12 protein-coding genes are annotated in these 16061 nt (G+C 61.5%); 9 read left to right on the top strand and 3 right to left on the bottom strand.

Features of this window, described 5'->3' with window-relative positions; all coding sequences use genetic code 11:
• Positions 1–83: 83 nt before the first annotated feature.
• The 4 genes from A4R29_RS15020 to A4R29_RS15005 are packed head-to-tail and all read left to right on the top strand — an operon-like array spanning position 84 to position 9799.
• Entirely contained in the window at positions 84–1346 is a 1263-nt protein-coding gene (locus tag A4R29_RS15020) for a hypothetical protein (protein WP_063172216.1), read from the top strand.
• Positions 1343–3247 carry a hypothetical protein gene (locus A4R29_RS15015; protein WP_063172215.1) on the top strand — a complete coding sequence of 635 codons (1905 nt, stop codon included), beginning with the start codon at positions 1343–1345 and terminating at the stop codon, positions 3245–3247. The genes A4R29_RS15020 and A4R29_RS15015 overlap by 4 nt, the downstream gene beginning before the upstream one ends.
• A gap of 7 nt (positions 3248–3254) precedes the next feature.
• Positions 3255–4274, top strand: a complete 1020-nt coding sequence (locus A4R29_RS15010; RefSeq protein ID WP_063172214.1) for a hypothetical protein — start codon at positions 3255–3257, stop codon at positions 4272–4274.
• A complete protein-coding gene (locus A4R29_RS15005; protein ID WP_063172213.1) occupies positions 4271–9799 on the top strand; it encodes a DEAD/DEAH box helicase in 5529 nt (1842 codons plus the stop codon). The genes A4R29_RS15010 and A4R29_RS15005 overlap by 4 nt, the downstream gene beginning before the upstream one ends.
• 22 nt (positions 9800–9821) lie before the next feature.
• Here A4R29_RS15005 and A4R29_RS15000 read toward each other — a convergent pair whose 3' ends face one another.
• From A4R29_RS15000 to A4R29_RS14990, 3 genes are all read right to left on the bottom strand, one after another.
• Positions 9822–10523, bottom strand: coding sequence for a hypothetical protein (locus A4R29_RS15000; protein WP_145923757.1), 702 nt, complete (start codon positions 10521–10523; stop codon positions 9822–9824).
• A gap of 158 nt (positions 10524–10681) precedes the next feature.
• On the bottom strand, positions 10682–11446 hold the full coding sequence (locus tag A4R29_RS14995) for a hypothetical protein (protein ID WP_063172211.1): 765 nt from the start codon (positions 11444–11446) through the stop codon (positions 10682–10684).
• Positions 11447–11479: 33 nt separating this feature from the next.
• On the bottom strand, positions 11480–12010 hold the full coding sequence (locus A4R29_RS14990; RefSeq protein ID WP_063172210.1) for a hypothetical protein: 531 nt from the start codon (positions 12008–12010) through the stop codon (positions 11480–11482).
• A 1087-nt stretch (positions 12011–13097) separates the two neighbouring features.
• On the opposite strand from A4R29_RS14990, the gene secE reads away from it, so the two are divergent.
• The 5 genes from secE to rplJ all read left to right on the top strand — a co-directional run bounded on the left by secE (position 13098) and on the right by rplJ (position 16058).
• Complete coding sequence (secE, locus tag A4R29_RS14980) at positions 13098–13301, top strand: preprotein translocase subunit SecE (protein WP_013531408.1); 204 nt, start codon at positions 13098–13100, stop codon at positions 13299–13301.
• Between the two features lie 27 nt (positions 13302–13328).
• Entirely contained in the window at positions 13329–13856 is a 528-nt protein-coding gene (nusG, locus tag A4R29_RS14975) for a transcription termination/antitermination protein NusG (protein ID WP_013531409.1), read from the top strand.
• 158 nt (positions 13857–14014) lie between these two features.
• Positions 14015–14443 (top strand): 50S ribosomal protein L11, encoded by a 429-nt coding sequence (gene rplK, locus A4R29_RS14970; protein ID WP_013531410.1) that lies wholly within the window; start codon positions 14015–14017, stop codon positions 14441–14443.
• Positions 14444–14447: 4 nt separating this feature from the next.
• A complete protein-coding gene (gene rplA, locus A4R29_RS14965; protein ID WP_013531411.1) occupies positions 14448–15146 on the top strand; it encodes a 50S ribosomal protein L1 in 699 nt (232 codons plus the stop codon).
• A gap of 393 nt (positions 15147–15539) precedes the next feature.
• Positions 15540–16058, top strand: coding sequence for a 50S ribosomal protein L10 (gene rplJ / locus A4R29_RS14960; RefSeq protein ID WP_013531412.1), 519 nt, complete (start codon positions 15540–15542; stop codon positions 16056–16058).
• Positions 16059–16061: the final 3 nt, after the last annotated feature.

Here is a 16061-nt window from a genome sequence, read left to right as displayed (position 1 = left end):
ATGTGCAGCCGCCGGTCGGCAGGGTATCGGCCCGTTGGGGCCTTGAGGTGCAGATTCCGCGCGCGCCCACCCCGAGAGGCAGGTTGACCTTCGACGGCGGTGGCGACGCGTTCCGGGTCGAAGTAGCCTGTGCCCGGCTGCATGTTGGAGCGCAGGCCTACGCGGTTAACCCCGACTCCCCGGCGTTCCGCGTGGCTTGGGTCAGCGGGGACGTGGACAACGCCTTTGGCGTCGCCGTACAGGAGCGGATACCCGGTTTGGATTCCGTGCGGAGCACGGTCTTTTCGGCCAACAGAGGCAGCCGACAGGCGTTGGCAACCGGACTGGACTGGGGCGCTACCTATTATTTCGTGCAGCGTGCCGAGCTCGTCACGAGTGTGCCGCCGCAACTCGCAGTCACCCGTCTGGCCGACCTGAAGCAATGGAGCTGCCTGCTGGTCACGCTCCCGCAGGTGGCCGACGAAGGGCTGGCCGAGTGGATCAGGCAGGCCACCGGTTTGGCGGTACAGCAGGCCAAACGTCGGTGGGGTGTGGTGGCACCGCCCATGCACTTCATTGACGCATCGGCGCGCCTTGTCCTGGACACCAAGGGCGAACTCACCTTGGCGATCCATGCAGGCGGTGGCCATGGTGAGGCAATCCTGCGCGCACGCAGCGGTGACGACAGTGCGTCCGTACCCCTCGCACGGGGACAATGGCAGTTCATACGGGTCAGCGGCTTTCCGGCGACCGAGCCGCCTGTTCTGGAGGCCGAGGGGCGGCTATTGCCAGAGGTACTGGTCAGACCTGTTGTGCGAGCTGCAAGGGGAGCTCTCCTGACCTTCGGTTCACGCTCAGTTTCGGCGAGCTCGGCCGATGCACGGCCCCTACTTGAGCAGGTGCGGGCCGGCTCGCTCGACCTTTCTGGCCTCAATGTTCCCCGTGGACTTGTTCCAAGTCTTCGGTCACGGCCGGCGGGGGCTGTCGATTGGGCCCAGCACGTCTTCGCGACCACCGCCGCGGATCTCCATTCGGCTGCCGAGGCAGTGACGACGGAAGCCCTCGCTGAACTCCAAGTCGTGCTGCGTGACACCAAACGCGACGTGGTATTGGACTTGGGTCCGTTCGGCGCATGGTGGTTCGAAATGCGGGAGGCCCCGGACGGGCCGACCCGGCACCTGCCGCCAGCCACGCGTGCGCACGCCCGTTGGGTTCTCGCCGCCGCTGGGCAGGCGGGCGTCGCTTCAAGGTCGCAGTCCGACGAGGCGCTTTCGACCGCATTGCGCGCCATGATTGCGCCGCGTTGGCTTGAGGCTCACCACCGTCTTGCCTTGACCCGGATTCGCGGAAACAGGGACGCAACATGACCCAGCCGTCGCCCACGCCACAGGCTGTCAAACGGCTACGCGCGCTCGGTGACCGCGAACTGCTGGCCTTCTTCAACGAAGTGACCAGCAAGACAAGCCGGGAACTGTTGAAGGTGCTGCCTAGCGTTGACGGCTTTCGCAAGGATAGTGCCGCCAGCCTCCCGAAGCGCAAGCAGGCGCTGCTCCATCACTTTCTCAAGAAGGGCGGTGCTCCCAAGGCCAACAAGGAGCACGCCGACCTCGCCTACTATTATCTGTGGCGCGCGTGGGCGGAACAGCATTTGAAGGATGTCGAGGGTCTCGCCGTGATGCTCGACGCGATTGAGAATGCAACAGCAAAAGACCGTCCACAGGTGGTCGCGGACCAGCCGCAAGCGGAGATTGAAGCACTGTTCCGCAGTTTGCATGAACAGTCGTTTCTCAACAATTGTGCTGCAGAGACGATCGCGCGCCTTCTCCAGTTTAGCCCCTTCGAAACCACCGATACGCTTGAGCGGCTGGTAAGCAGCGCCAAACCGCAGGTGGCGGTGGAGAGAGACCGGGCATTGTCCGTCCTGCCGAAACGTTTGGAGGGCCACGAGGAACTGTTGAAAAGCCTGCAGGGCGACGTTGAGAGGTTGTCAGGCGAGGTGGCGCGATTGGCGGAGACCGTGACCGGTCTCGTGGCCCGGCCAGCCCCGGTGGTCGAAGAGGGCGTCCCTAGGCGCGCACTAGAAGCGGTGCTTGCCGAACTGGCGGCTGTGCGGAAGGAGTTCGAAACCCATGGCCAGGCCGTTGCGCGCGTCAGCGACGCGGCAGACGGGCGCCTGAAGGCCGTTGAACGCAGCGTGGCCGATCTCGAGGCGCTCTGGAGCGACACCGAGGACCGGGCAGGCAAGCACACCGCGGAACTGCAACAACAGCTTGCCGACATCGCCGAGAGGGTTGGGCAACTGGGGCAGAACACCAGCCCGGCTCCGGTGCAGACCGAAGCACCATCAGTGCCGTCAACCCCATCGCTACGGGTTGTGCCGCTGGCGCAACGACCGGATCCGATCAAGGCCCTGGCGACGGGTACAGAGGCCGCGGCCCTGCTGACATCGAACTACGCTGCGCTTGGCCTCAAGTCTCCGGGCGCCGCGGTCTTTGCGGAGGAAGTGCTCGCCGCTGCCGTGACCGGCAGGGTGCTGTTTCTCAAGGGATCATTCTCGACCGAGCTGGCCCGCGTAACGGCAATGGCGCTCGCCGGGAAGCATGTGATGCGGGCGCGGGTGCCGGTCGGTTTTGTCGATGCCACGACGCTGGACACCGATGTGGTGGGGGCACTTGGCAAACAGGATGGCATGATCGGGGCGTTGGTGCTGGAGCGGGTCAACAACGCACCCTTCGAACTGCTGGCCGATGCGATCACGGACCTGGTCCGGGACACAAGCGTCTTGGTGGTGGCAACACTGGCGGACGGAGTTTCGACGTTTCCAGAGCAGCCGCTCTATCTCCAACTGGGTCCGGTGTTCGACGCGGATGTGCTGGACTGGAGCATCTTTCCGAAGGCCAACGCCACTGTCTCCGCGGGCGCGCTGGCGTCGCTCGATCCCAAGGTCTTGTCGATGCAGCTCTCCAAAGGCAAAGCCCAAACGGAAGAATTGCTGAGGCTTTTGCGGAAGGATCGTTCGTTGCGCAACCCGCGCATCGAGCGGACTGCAACAGCCTTCATGTCCACGCTTGAGAGTTTCCGTACTTCAAATGCGCCTACCTCGCTCCAATCCACCTCCTATGGCTGGCTGTGGCCGTTTTGGCGCATGTCGGGCTTGGCAGCGGAGGACATCGAGGACGAACTCGATGGCGGGCGGATCGATAGCGAGGACCATGTAGACACACGGCTCCAACTCCTGCTCGACCTTGCTGGTATCAGGAGGGAGTAGCACCGAGATGGCCCTGTCACTGCGTGTCCTTTCCGCCTCCGAGGCGCTGGCGAGCGTGACGGTCGGCTTGTCGATCCAAGGCCCCCCGGAGGCGGTTCGGCGCGCGTTGATTGCGGCGCACCTGCACGCTGCGTGCGATGCAGACGGGGCGCGGGATGGTCACGGCGTGTTCACAGGGCGGCTCACCGACATGATCGAAACGAATCTTGGAGGCTTGCTCGCGCCTGCCGAGGCTCGCCCGCTGGCTAACAAGGTGCTGGAGGCGCTCGAGGAAACCGGCGACCTTTGGCGGTCACCTGGAGGCTACTGGAAGTCAACACCTCCGCGCGCCGTTGCACTATCGGATAGCGTGTCCTTCTTGCTTGGCGCTCTCCCGCCAGGCGGCTTTGTCGCGGCAGGGGTCATGCGCTATGCGAATGCCGGCGTCACGCAGATGGTCGTGCAGAGCTTCGATGATTGGCTCGGTCGCACCGAACCCATCGGCGTCTGGATGGGCAAGGCGCTCAAGATCTATCGCCCACGTCTCCAGCAGGCGACAATGCCAGCCGACCACCTCGAAGTATACGCTCCGGACCAAGCTGTGCGGCAGTCGCGATCCCGCTGGATAAATGCCCGTGAGGTTGAACTCGCCGGTGTCTCTTTCCGGCTGTGCCGCGCGCAGGCAAAGCCAACGTCACTCTACAACCGACCGTACTATCTCGGAGAGTTCGAGCCTACGGCCGATGGGCTACTACTGCGGCGTGCAGCAACGGTCGACCATGGACACGCGCGTCGGTTCCGCTTTGCCTACGACGACGCGCTTCGCGCTACACGCACATTAAATACGAGGCGGGACAATGATCTGGTGCAGGTTACGCTGGCCAAGGATCTGCCCATGGAGGAGGCCCGCGTTCTCGCGCTTGGCTGGGAATGTGACGGCACAACTCCCCGGTCAGTCCGTTCCATGGCCTTCCCGGTTCGCGCCATGCCGTTCGTGACACATGCGCTTGGGCGGCTTGGGATAAAACTGAGAGGGGGAGCGCTGTGAGCAACGGGGTCGAGCAGAGCGAGCACGGCGTACACGCCACGGTTGGGCGGCTGGGCTCAAGCCTGCGCGGCTACATTGAGGCGCAGTACCACGTGCGCAACCAGGCACTCATCCAAGAGCGGCGGCTGCTGCTGCAGGAAGACGGCGCGGTCGCGCAGGCTCCATTTGTTGAGTCTACCCCGGTTTATGAACTGGGGGCTCCCTATGACCAACTTGATCTGCCCCCAGCGGTGGCAAGGGTGTTGGCTGAGCTTGCAGCGGCAAAAGTCGGCTTGTTTCCCCGGCCCTACGTCCATCAGGCACAAGCCCTTGAGAGGTATTTCGCAGGATCCGATCTGATCGTTGCCACCGGTACCGGCTCGGGAAAGACCGAGAGCTTTCTGATGCCGATCATCGGCCAACTGACCCAAGAGGCACGCGACCGGCCAGCCACGGCGGCGCTGCCGGGCTGCCGTGCCTTGCTGCTCTATCCGATGAACGCTCTCGTCAATGATCAGTTGGGCCGCATTCGCCGGCTGTTCGGCGACGAGGTTGCATCGGCCATTGTTTCGGCGGGTCGCGCCCGGCCGGTGCGTTTTGGCAGTTATACCGGCCGATCGCCCTATCCAGGACTGCGCTCGGCTAAGCGCGACGGCGAGCGTATCGAGCCACTGTTCGAGAGCTTTTACCTGCCCCTGATGGCGACACCCGAGACAGTGTCAGGCCTTACCAAGATTGGGCAATGGCCTTCAAAGGACCTGACCGCGTTCTTTGGCAAGCAACACGAGGAACTGAAGCCCAATCCCAAAGGCGGTGCACCACGGCGCTATCGTCATTGGGACCGCCGCCTCATCACCCAGCCTGGCGACCGCGAGATGATGACTCGCGATGAAACCCAGCAGGCTTGCCCGGATATCCTTATCACCAACTACTCGATGCTCGAATACATGCTGATGCGGCCGATCGAGCGGTCCATTTTCCAGCAGACAAAGGAGTGGCTGCACGCCGACAGCGCCAATGAGCTGATTCTGGTGCTTGACGAGGCGCACATGTATCGGGGCGCTGGTGGTGCGGAGGTTGCTCTGCTGATCAGACGCCTGCTCGCACGTCTTGACGTGCCGCGTGAGCGCGTGCGCTTCATCCTGACCAGCGCCAGCTTGGGGCAGGGTGCAGCCGCTGAGGTAGCGATCGACGAGTTCGCGCGCAATCTCACGGGATTGCCGCGCCAATCGCGGCGTGGGTTCGCGGTTATCACGGGTACGCGTGAACAGCGCCACGGCAGCGGCCAGCCTAGCGACCGCGTGACCGATGTGCTCGCGGTTTTTGATTTGGCAGCTTTCGAACAATACGCCACCCATCCGGAGACTGCGCGAGACGCGGTGGCCGCATTGGCTGCTGGGATGGGCTGGTCGGAACCGACGTCGGCGGAAGACTTGCCCGACTACGTGTTTGCCAACCTTACTGGCTTTCCTGTGCTCGAAAGGCTCATCGAGCTTGTATCCGGCAAGGCTCTGGCGCTGGATGCCCTGCAGGAGCAATTGTTTGAGCGCCATCCCGACGGTACTCGCGCTCTGGCGGCCCTGCTTGCGCTGGCGCCCTTTGCGCGCCGCAAAGCGGACGACCGCGTCCTGTTGCCCACCCGCCTGCACATGTTCTTTCGCGGTCTGCCGGGGCTATACGCCTGCGTTGATCCGAACTGTTCCCATGCACGCCATCAGGGACCTGGCCGGATTCTCGGCAGGCTCCATACCCACCACCGCCGGCAGTGCCAGTGCGGTGGACGGGTTTTCGAGCTCCTGACGCACCGTGAGTGTGGTACCGCCTACTTGCGGGGCTACGCCGATGGACCGCAACCTGATTTCCTCTGGAGCACACCGTCAGGGCCGTTCCGTGAAGGCCGCCAGCCGCCGCTGGTTGAAGTGGAAGTGCTGATGGAACCGCCCAACCCGAGCTTCCTCGACTGCGTTTCCGCTTGGCTCGACATCCGGAGCGGCCGTCTTAATTACAGCGCCGAGCGGCCGGCAGAAGGCTTTACCCGCGTCTATCTGCCCGCCCAGAACCAGGACTGGGTCAAGAACGGCGTAAGGTTTGGCAATTGCTGTGTATGCGGCGAACCAACGCTGCGCAGTGAGACATCCACGATCATGGACCACGCCACCAAGGGCGAGGCGCCGTTCGCCAACTTGGTGAAGATGCAGTTGGACAGCCAACCGGCTTCGCGGACCGAAACCCGCGAGTATCCGAATGGCGGTCGCAAGGTGCTTCTCTTTTCGGACGGTCGGCAGAAGGCGGCCCGGTTGGCTCGCGATATTCCGCGGGAGGTAGAGCAAGACATTTTCCGGCAAGTGCTGGCGCTGGCCACACGGGCGCTGCTCCAGGCGGGTCGCGAACCGCGGCCTGACCGCAGTCTTTACATCGCCGTGCTCAAGGTTCTGAGTGACAGCAATTTGCCAATCTTTGACCGGGAGGACGCGCAAACAATCGAGGATCAGGTGAGGCGCCTCCAAAAGGACCATGCAGACCAACCTCTCGAGGAATTGCTGGCCGACTTCGACCCTGGACCGCCGCCCAGCCGCTACAGGATGGCTCTCCTCAAGCAACTGTGCGGCCGATATTACTCGCTGGCCGGCACGACTGTCGGTTGCCTCTTTCCGGCCCGGCGCGCTCTGGCCAAGCTTGTTAGTTTGGCCGCCCCTTTGATGCCGGCGCTTCCCGCCGCAGACATGGCCGGCCTGGCCGCCGCGTGGCTGATGCATGTGGCGGACGGCTACGCCTTTGACCATACCATCGAAGGCAACGTCCGTGGGTCGGCGGCAGGCCGCTGGAGGAACGCGTGGGGGAGCAACGGCAATTTTCCGAAGGCAATCCGGCCCGCGCTGGCCGCCGCCCTGCAGATCGACCTGGCTACCCTCGGTTTGGTCGAGAAGGAACTCGCGAACGAATTGGGGCTGGCTGACTCCACCGGCGCGATCTTCATCGATCCCGCCAAGGTCATCGTTCACATCGACCTGGACATGACATGGCATCACTGCGCCGACTGCACCGCGCTGTTGCCGATGACCGTTCATGGTCATTGCGCGGCTTGTGGATCAGGATCCGTCCAGTCGGTCACGCCTTCCCAGAGCGAATATATAAGGGCACGCAAGGGCTTTTGGCGTGCGCCGGTGGAACGTGTGCTGACAGGCGGTGCGCATCTGCGCAGCATTTCGGTCGAGGAACATACCGCCCAGTTGTCAAACCGCGACAATGCACGGGTGCACGCGACTACCGAGCAATTTGAACTTCGTTTCAAGGACGTCCGTATCGCGAAGTCCGACAAGCCGATAGACGTGCTGAGCTGCACCACGACCATGGAAGTGGGTGTCGATATCGGCTCCCTGGTTGCGGTAGGCCTGCGCAACGTGCCGCCGCAGCGGGAGAACTACCAGCAGCGAGCCGGCCGGGCGGGACGCCGCGGCTCGTCGCTTTCAACCGTGCTGACCTATGCGCAGAATGGCCCTCACGACGGCTACTACTACAACAACCCAGAACAGATCGTCGCGGGCGATCCCCGCAACCCGGACGTCAAGGTCGACAACCCGAAGATCGCGCGGCGCCACATCGTCGCCTACCTCTTCCAAACGTTTTTCCACAACTACATGGACACTCACGATGTATCCGTCGGGGCGGGAACGTCTGCCCTCTTCCGGGCACTTGGCAAGGCTACGGACTTTTTCCTCGGCGAGCCGATGTCGGGGCTCGATATCGCAAGCTTCGACATCTGGGTGCGTCAGGAGCTTCTTGCGCCAACCGGCCAGTTGCGCCCTTTAATACGCAACTGGCTGCCGGACAACCTCCGCGTCGCCCCCCGGACGATCGACGCCTGGATCGGCGATGAGGCCGCAGCCTTGCTGGCGACTCTCGCCCGTTTCCGGGCTGAACTGGCAGCAGCAACCGCCGCAGGCGAAGGTGAGGTTGCCGCAGGCGGCGAGGAGGAGGAGGACCGGCGTTCCGAGCGCGAGGCCATCGCTGATCAAGAACTGCTGGAGTTCCTGTTCTCCAAGGGTCTGCTGCCCAGCTATGCCTTCCCCACGGACCTATCGAGTTTCCTCGTGGAGCGCCTGATTCAGCGCAACAACGAGTGGAAGATGGAGGTCGTCGAACGGCCGCAGCAGTCCATTGGCAAGGCACTGAGCGAATATGCGCCCGGCCGTCTGATCGTCATCAATAAGGAAACCTATCGCTCCGGCGGGGTGGTCGCGAACACATTGCCCGACGTCGAGAATCGCGCAGAGACGATCTTTGAGGAACGCCACACGTTGGTGCACTGTGAGAACTGCAGCTTTGTCGCGGATTTGAATGACGTGACACAGGGCGGGGCGCGTTGCCCGGTGTGCGAAAGCGACCTGAAACACACGCACATGGTGGTGCCGCAGGTCTTCCTGCCGGAGGAAGGCAGGGCGCTCAAGGACGACGATCGCGATCAGGACATTACCTACGCGACGGCCGCGCAGTTTCCCGTCCCTGTGGGCAGGGATGATCTGCCCAGCCTGCGACCCGTCGGCCGCAACCTCATGTACGTAGTCACCACTGACCGCCAGTTGGTGACTGTCAACAAGGGACAGGAGACGTCGGACGGTCGCAGCGGATTCTGGATCTGCACCCAGTGCGGACGCGCCTCGGTCGACGAGCAGCCGCAAGTGTCACACAGCCGACCCTACAAGATTGAGTTCTCGTACGGGAAGCCGAGGCCGGGCCATCAGTGTGCTGGTACTTATGAAAACGTGTTCCTAGGCCACGTCTTCTCAACCGATTTGCTGTTGCTGCGTATCAGCCTGAGGCAGCCGCTTGTCACCGAGACGGGCGACCCCTTGCAGTTGAGGATACTCGAAGACGCCCTGTACTCGGTGGCCGAAGGCTTGCGGCTGGCAGCCAGCCGGCATCCACAGATCGATCTCGATCCTTCTGAGTTCGGTGCCGGGTTCCGTATCGTCCCGAACCGGGAGGATGACACCCTGCTGCTCGACGTCTACCTTTACGATACTTTGTCCGGTGGGGCCGGCTACGCCGATCTCGCGGCAAGGAACATTGAGGATATTCTCCAGCAGACCCTCGTGCTATTGGAGCAGTGCCCCGCCAAATGCGAGCAGTCATGCGAGAGTTGCCTGCGGCATTATCATAACCAGTACCTCAAGGAACGTCTTGACCGGAACCTCGGTGCCGAGCTTCTCCGCTACGCGCTCGACGGCACGCTGCCTAAGGAGAAGGCACCCGCGGTGCAGGCCAATCTGCTGCGAAATCTCCGACGGCTGCTCGAACTCGAGGGGTTTGAATGCAGGCGCCCGGCAGAGATTCATGGTGTCGCAGTGCCGCTCGTCGTAGAGCACGGGGCACGACACGTTGCCGTTGGCTTGCGTCCCGCGCTGCTGGCGCCGGATTGGCAAGGGCACTCGTTCGGGCAACTGCCCGCGACGACATCCACCGTGGTGCTCAATGAGTTCATCCTAGGGCGCAATCTGCCGGACGAACATCAAATGGTGCGCAACGCGGTTCTAGGTAAGGAGTAGTCCGGCAGTGGGTTGAGTTTGGTCACGCAGCCTCGCCCCTGACCGCGGACCGCCCAAGCGCGATAACTGCCCTGTTGAACTGCTCGATGTCGTTGCAAATCCGTTCGGCGAGAGAGGGCAGATATGACGCAGACAGGTCAGTCCTGATGACCTCTTCGATGTGCTCACGGATTGGTACTTTGCCGAACGGACCATAAATTATCTCATCAAGCCTATGCGCAAATTCAAGGGTTTCAGCGTCTTCGCTTAAGCTGTCGCGCGCAATGGAAAGGCCTCGAATGATGTCGTCCACCTCCGGCCCGGTGGCTGCTAACAGCTCCCGGAGCCGCTCCTGGTCCTGTTGAGTGCCTCGACCAACTGCAATCGCTTCCAGCGAGCGCAACATTCCCGATCGGAAGAAAGATAGCTGCCCCGCCTGGCTGGCGTGTCGATGGACCGTATTGGCCGTGATGTACGCCCCGACTACGTCGCGCAAAGCTCGGTCCAAACTGGCAAACTTGGCGCTATGCTCAGCAAACTTGGCGGTATGCTCATTTGTGCGTTGAGAGAGGTCCTTCTCCCATTGAGCTCGTTCCTGCTCTTCCCTGGGCGGATGGGTGACCCGAAGAATGTTGGTCACGAGGTCTGCACCAGGGATGAGCCCCGCGACACCTTCGGCCGCACCGCGCAGCATAGCTCCACCTGGATGCGCTTGTGGCGGCTCAATAGGTTTGTCTGAGGTCATATGCATCTCCCACTATATGGGAACTACAGTATCACGGATAGTACTGGCGATGGTCGACTACTTGTTTTGGCGGCAGGGAGCTTCCTCAGTGCACGTGGCCGTGCCTGGGCAACCCGACGCCTTCCGACCTTCAACACAATAGTGGAGGAGCCGGACAACTATGATCGGGCGGCGCGATCGCCGATGATGGCTTTTTTAAACCACTCTGGGGGCTTCGATATTTCGGATCCGGCGACGCTGTCGGGAACATCCCGCCAGAACGCGACAATCGCGTCCGAGAACGCCTGAAACTGGTCATCGCTTACCTTGAGGTTCGTGTAGTCCACTAGGTCCAAAGTCCTTGGCAATCCCGAACCACTCAGCCGATCTTCGAGATATTCAGGATAGGTCGCCTTCAGGTCGTCCAGGGATTTTCCGGAGCCGTGCTTGTAGACGTTGACCACTAGCCGGCACGCATCGAGGGCGTTGAAGTAGTCCGTGCTTCGGATCTTCCAGCCGAAACTCTCGAGGAGGTCGGCAATTTTGCCGAAGTCCGCTGACCAGACTTTTGCAATTGGCGTGTCTCCTTGATGCCAGTGCTGGATTTCGCGCACCAGCCAGTCCCGCAGCTGTTTCTCCCATTCGTGAAACATTCCCGCGATCACACTCAGCCGGGTTTGGTCGCGCATGTCGCTCAGGAGCTGGTAGAACTCGATGCCGGCGTCGTTGGCGGCCTCGTAGAATTCGCTAGGATCGTGCCGGTCGGGGTCAAACCGGTCACTGCTTTGCTCCAGCCACTCCTCCGACGCCTTTTCGGCTTCGGCTTCCATGTTCGCGAATTGTGACAACAGGCGCTTGCGGGCCTGTTCGACGTAAAACTGATGCCCCTTGATTAGGGACAGCCGGTGAGGTCCCCACATTTTAAATAGGACGTAGTCGTTCATGACAGTGTCACGCGTCGCGCCGTAGGGCCGGGATCATTCCGATTCCTCCAGGACCACTGTCGGCGCCAGGTCTCCGAATAGGTCGACCAGGATTTCTCGTAATGTGCTGCGAGGCACGAACGCTGCGCCTGGGACTTCATGATGGTTCTTGCGGATCGGCCGAACTCCGGTCTTGTTGGGCGTCACGCGCCGGGAGTTGGGAAGATGGTGCAGCGCCGCCAGTGGCTGCCCGGGTGCCGCACCAAACCAGAAGAACGGTCCCATGGAGAGGTCGGGTTCAAGACGTATCCAGATCGCGCATCCGCTGGGCTTTTCGGCCAAAGCTCTGGAGAGCGATACGGTGCCGGGCTTCTTCTGCGTGCCGGTTTTGAACTGGATATGCCGGACGATCTTTCCTCGGGCCATGACCAAGTCGTAGCCGTGTGCGTCGAACTCCGATCGGAGGACTTCGACGTCATAAACACCAAGCCGCCATAACTCGCGAAGGGCGTCGCCGACGAACACGTGCTCGACGATCCGCTCCCGCAAGGTCGAGTAGAGGTAATTTGATGCGACGGTCGTCATGTCATAGCCGCGGTGCGTGTCGTCTTGCGAATATTGGCACCACAAGAACGGTTGGCATGGCTTTGTCGCTTTGGCGGACAACGTGGGGCGGCAATAACCTTCATTGAGGCAGGGGATTTGGATTTTTGAACGGTTGCACCTTGATAGCTGGCTCGCCCAGGTTTGAGATGCGGACCATCAATTTCCGACGCTGGGTGCGAGTTAACGGCGCCAGCCGGAGAAATCCCTTCTTTAGGAACCGCTCATTCGTCTGGTTGCGCTTGGCCGTGATTCCAGCCGGGCCGAGATGGTCCACCTGCCTCCGTGCGAGGTCGACCAAATCCAAGCGATTTCGATTTGTCCTAGCAATCCGAATTAGAAGTCCACGATACATTGATTCAAGCTCCTTCCACCGATTACCGATGAGACTATCACAGTTGCCGGCCATTCCCTCACGGATTGAGCCCTGTCACTCTCTACGGAGCCGTCTCCATCCCAAGATACGGGGGCATTCCGAGGTTCCCATCGTCAACGGTGCAGAAAATGAACCAGGAACGTCAAAAATTCAGCTGAAAAGGACAGGGGGTTGTTACACAAATCCTTGCACATCAATTCCAAAAGCGTCATATATCGCTTTGTAAACAGAGAGATGCGTAAAGGATATTCGGTCTCCAAAACCGCAGGTCGTAGGTTCGAGCCCTGCTGCCCGTGCCATTCCCTGAATGGCATTCAACCCAATGTCTCGCCGTTTCGGAATGGCGTTCAAAACGATATTTCCATGGTCCGGCCTTTGAAAATCGGCGACCCGCTTGCCATATAGGGTCGATTGGGGCATAAGAGCGCCATAGCCGGGACGGAACGACTGGATGGTTCCGAGGCGGTGTTTGGTCATAAAGCGGAGACTTGCCACTTGCGTGGATCAAGAATCGGTTTTATGTAGACGAAACAGACACGCGACGCGTGGAGCTGGGAAACCGGCTTTACGCGTCTGATTTGCATGGGCGAAATGATTGCGCTGATTCGGCGCGAAATTCGCTCAGGCGGCACGTCCCGGCCAGCGGGATCATCCAGGAGACCCGGCCAACGGGTCTTGAAGACAGAGCGGCATATGGCTTCGAAAACCACAAATCCTTTCGTCTTTCTCCAGCAGGTTCGCGCGGAGACCGCCAAGGTGACTTGGCCGTCGCGGCGCGAAACGATGATCTCGACGGTGATGGTTCTGGCCTTCGCAGTGATCGCGATGATCTTTTTCTTCACCGCTGATCAGCTCATGGGCCTCGCGGTCGAACAGATTCTGGGCATCGGACGCTAAGTCCGGCGATTACGGAGAAGTCTTGAAATGACCGCGCGCTGGTACATCGTCCACGCCTATTCGAACTTTGAAAAGAAGGTCGCCGAGGATATCGAGAACAAGGCCAAGCAGAAGGGCCTGTCTGCCGACATCCACCAGATCGTGGTTCCGACCGAGAAGGTCGTCGAAGTTCGCCGCGGCCGCAAGGTCGATGCCGAGCGCAAGTTCTTCCCGGGCTATGTGCTGCTGAAGGCCAATCTGACCGACGCCGTGTTCTCGCTGGTCAAGAACACGCCGAAGGTCACCGGCTTCCTGGGTGACTCCAAGCCGGTGCCGATCACCGAGGCGGAAGCGCAGCGCATCCTGAACCAGGTGCAGGAAGGCGTCGAGCGGCCCAAGCCCTCGGTCACGTTCGAGATCGGCGAAGCGATCCGCGTTTCGGATGGTCCCTTCGCGTCGTTCAACGGTTTCGTCCAGGAAGTGGACGAGGAGCGGGCGCGGCTCAAGGTGGAAGTTTCGATCTTCGGGCGCGCCGTGCCTGTCGATCTGGAATTCGGGCAGGTCGAAAAGGGCTGATCCGAAATCTCTGAAGCCGGTTTGGCGATCAGGGGAGGCGGCGCGGAAGCGCGGCCTGAGAACGGTGGGAGACGAATGCGGCTTTAGCCGGCCGCATGGATCGCACCACCAGACTGCAACCGCCGGCATGACCGGCATAGACAAAGGCAGGAAAAGAGATGGCTAAGAAAATTGCAGGCCAGCTCAAGCTCCAGGTGAAAGCGGGATCGGCTACGCCGTCTCCCCCGATCGGCCCGGCGCTTGGTCAGCGTGGCATCAACATCATGGAGTTCTGCAAGGCGTTCAACGCGCAGACCCAGGAAATGGAAAAGGGATCGCCGGTTCCGGTTGTCATCACCTATTATCAGGACAAGTCCTTCACCTTCGTCATGAAGACGGCGCCGGTGAGCTACTTCCTGAAGAAGGCGGCGAACCTGACCTCTGGTTCCAAGGAGCCGGGCAAGGTCAAGGCCGGTACGGTTTCGCGTGACAAGGTCCGCGAGATTGCCACCGCGAAGATGAAAGACCTGAACGCAAACGACGTCGAAGCGGCCATGCGCATGGTCGAGGGCTCCGCCCGCTCGATGGGTCTGGAAGTGGTGGGCTAAGATCATGGCAAAGATTGCAAAGCGTGTATCGAAGACCCGCGAAGGCATCGATCCCAACAAGGCTTATGCCCTGGGTGATGCGCTGAAGCTGCTCAAGGACCGTTCCTCGGTGAAGTTCGATGAGACCATCGAAGTCGCCATGAACCTCGGCGTCGACCCGCGCCATGCCGACCAGATGGTCCGCGGCGTGGTCAACCTGCCGAACGGCACCGGCCGCTCGGTACGTGTCGCCGTGTTCGCCCGTGGCGACAAGGCCGACGAAGCGCGCGCCGCCGGCGCCGACATCGTTGGTGCCGAGGATCTGGTCGACATCGTCCAGAAGGGCACGATCGATTTCGATCGCTGCATCGCCACGCCGGACATGATGCCGCTGGTCGGCCGTCTGGGCAAGGTGCTCGGCCCGCGCGGCATGATGCCGAACCCGAAGGTCGGAACCGTCACCACCGACGTTGCCGCCGCCGTCAAGGCGTCCAAGGGCGGCGCCGTCGAGTTCCGTGTCGAGAAGGCTGGCATCGTCCATGCCGGCGTCGGCAAGGTCTCGTTCGACGTCAAGGCCCTGGAAGAGAACATCCGCGCCTTCGCCGATGCGGTGACCAAGGCAAAGCCGACTGGCGCCAAGGGCAACTACGTCAAGAAGGTGTCGGTCACCTCGACGATGGGCCCGGGCCTCAAGCTCGACGTCGCGACGCTCAACGCGTCCTGATACGAACATTTGGATCGGCCGCCAAGCGGCTGATCCGCAAGTGAATTCCGGACCTCCGACTTGTCGGCGGCCCGGTACCGGAAGCCGAAAGGTTTCCGGACATCCTGTCCGAGATTGCAGGCGGCCCAGAAGCCTTAATTCGATTTGGGCCTGCATGAGACGGGTGAAGACCGGACAACGGAGCGATTGCTCCAATGAAAGGTTCGAACCGTGTTTGCCTTTTGTCTGCGCATCGCCGGCTTGATTGTCGATGTGGCGAAAGGGGGCAGGATCCTCGAGCGTCGTTCGGGAGATCCGTTACTGGATGGCCCGGCCGACAAAAGGCAACCCGACGCCTGTCCTCGTCAATGGGATGTTCCCGTTAACAGGATTGGGGTCAACTGGAGATAGGCAGTGGACAGAGCGGAAAAACGCGAACTCGTCACGGGCCTGAACGGTGCGTTCTCGAACGCAGGTTCAGTGGTCGTGGCCCACTACGCCGGTATCACCGTCGCGCAAATGAACGACCTTCGGTCGAAAATGCGCGCTGCCGGTGGCACCGTCAAAGTCGCGAAGAACCGTCTCGCCAAAATCGCTCTTCAGGGCACGGACTCCGCATCGATCATCGAGCTGTTCAAGGGACAGACGCTGATTGCTTATTCGGAGGATCCGATTGCGGCGCCGAAGGTCGCGTCCGATTTCGCCAAGGGAAATGACAAGCTCGTCATTCTCGGCGGCGCAATGGGCACCACCTCGCTCAATGCCGACGGTGTGAAGGCACTCGCCACACTTCCGTCGCTCGATGAGCTGCGCGCCAGGCTGGTTGGCATGATCGCCACGCCGGCAACCCGGATCGCCCAGATCGTCAATGCGCCAGCGGCCTCGGTCGCGCGCGTCATCGGCGCTTACGCCCGGAAGGACGAGGCGGCATGAGGC

The organism is Mesorhizobium ciceri biovar biserrulae, assembly GCF_001618845.1.
Classification (GTDB): domain Bacteria; phylum Pseudomonadota; class Alphaproteobacteria; order Rhizobiales; family Rhizobiaceae; genus Mesorhizobium; species Mesorhizobium ciceri.
The sequence above is the reverse complement of the archived record's forward strand: the minus strand, read 5'-3'. Positions and strand labels throughout refer to the sequence as shown.

Coding starts and splice junctions, on each gene's coding strand:
- A4R29_RS15015 (WP_063172215.1), top strand. CDS start 1,343: ATGACCCAGCCGTCGCCCACGCCACAGGCTGTCAAACGGCTACGCGCG.
- A4R29_RS15000 (WP_145923757.1), bottom strand. CDS start 10,523: ATGACCTCAGACAAACCTATTGAGCCGCCACAAGCGCATCCAGGTGGA.
- A4R29_RS14995 (WP_063172211.1), bottom strand. CDS start 11,446: ATGAACGACTACGTCCTATTTAAAATGTGGGGACCTCACCGGCTGTCC.
- rplK (WP_013531410.1), top strand. CDS start 14,015: ATGGCTAAGAAAATTGCAGGCCAGCTCAAGCTCCAGGTGAAAGCGGGA.
- rplA (WP_013531411.1), top strand. CDS start 14,448: ATGGCAAAGATTGCAAAGCGTGTATCGAAGACCCGCGAAGGCATCGAT.
- A4R29_RS14990 (WP_063172210.1), bottom strand. CDS start 12,010: ATGACGACCGTCGCATCAAATTACCTCTACTCGACCTTGCGGGAGCGG.
- nusG (WP_013531409.1), top strand. CDS start 13,329: ATGACCGCGCGCTGGTACATCGTCCACGCCTATTCGAACTTTGAAAAG.
- A4R29_RS15010 (WP_063172214.1), top strand. CDS start 3,255: ATGGCCCTGTCACTGCGTGTCCTTTCCGCCTCCGAGGCGCTGGCGAGC.
- secE (WP_013531408.1), top strand. CDS start 13,098: ATGGCTTCGAAAACCACAAATCCTTTCGTCTTTCTCCAGCAGGTTCGC.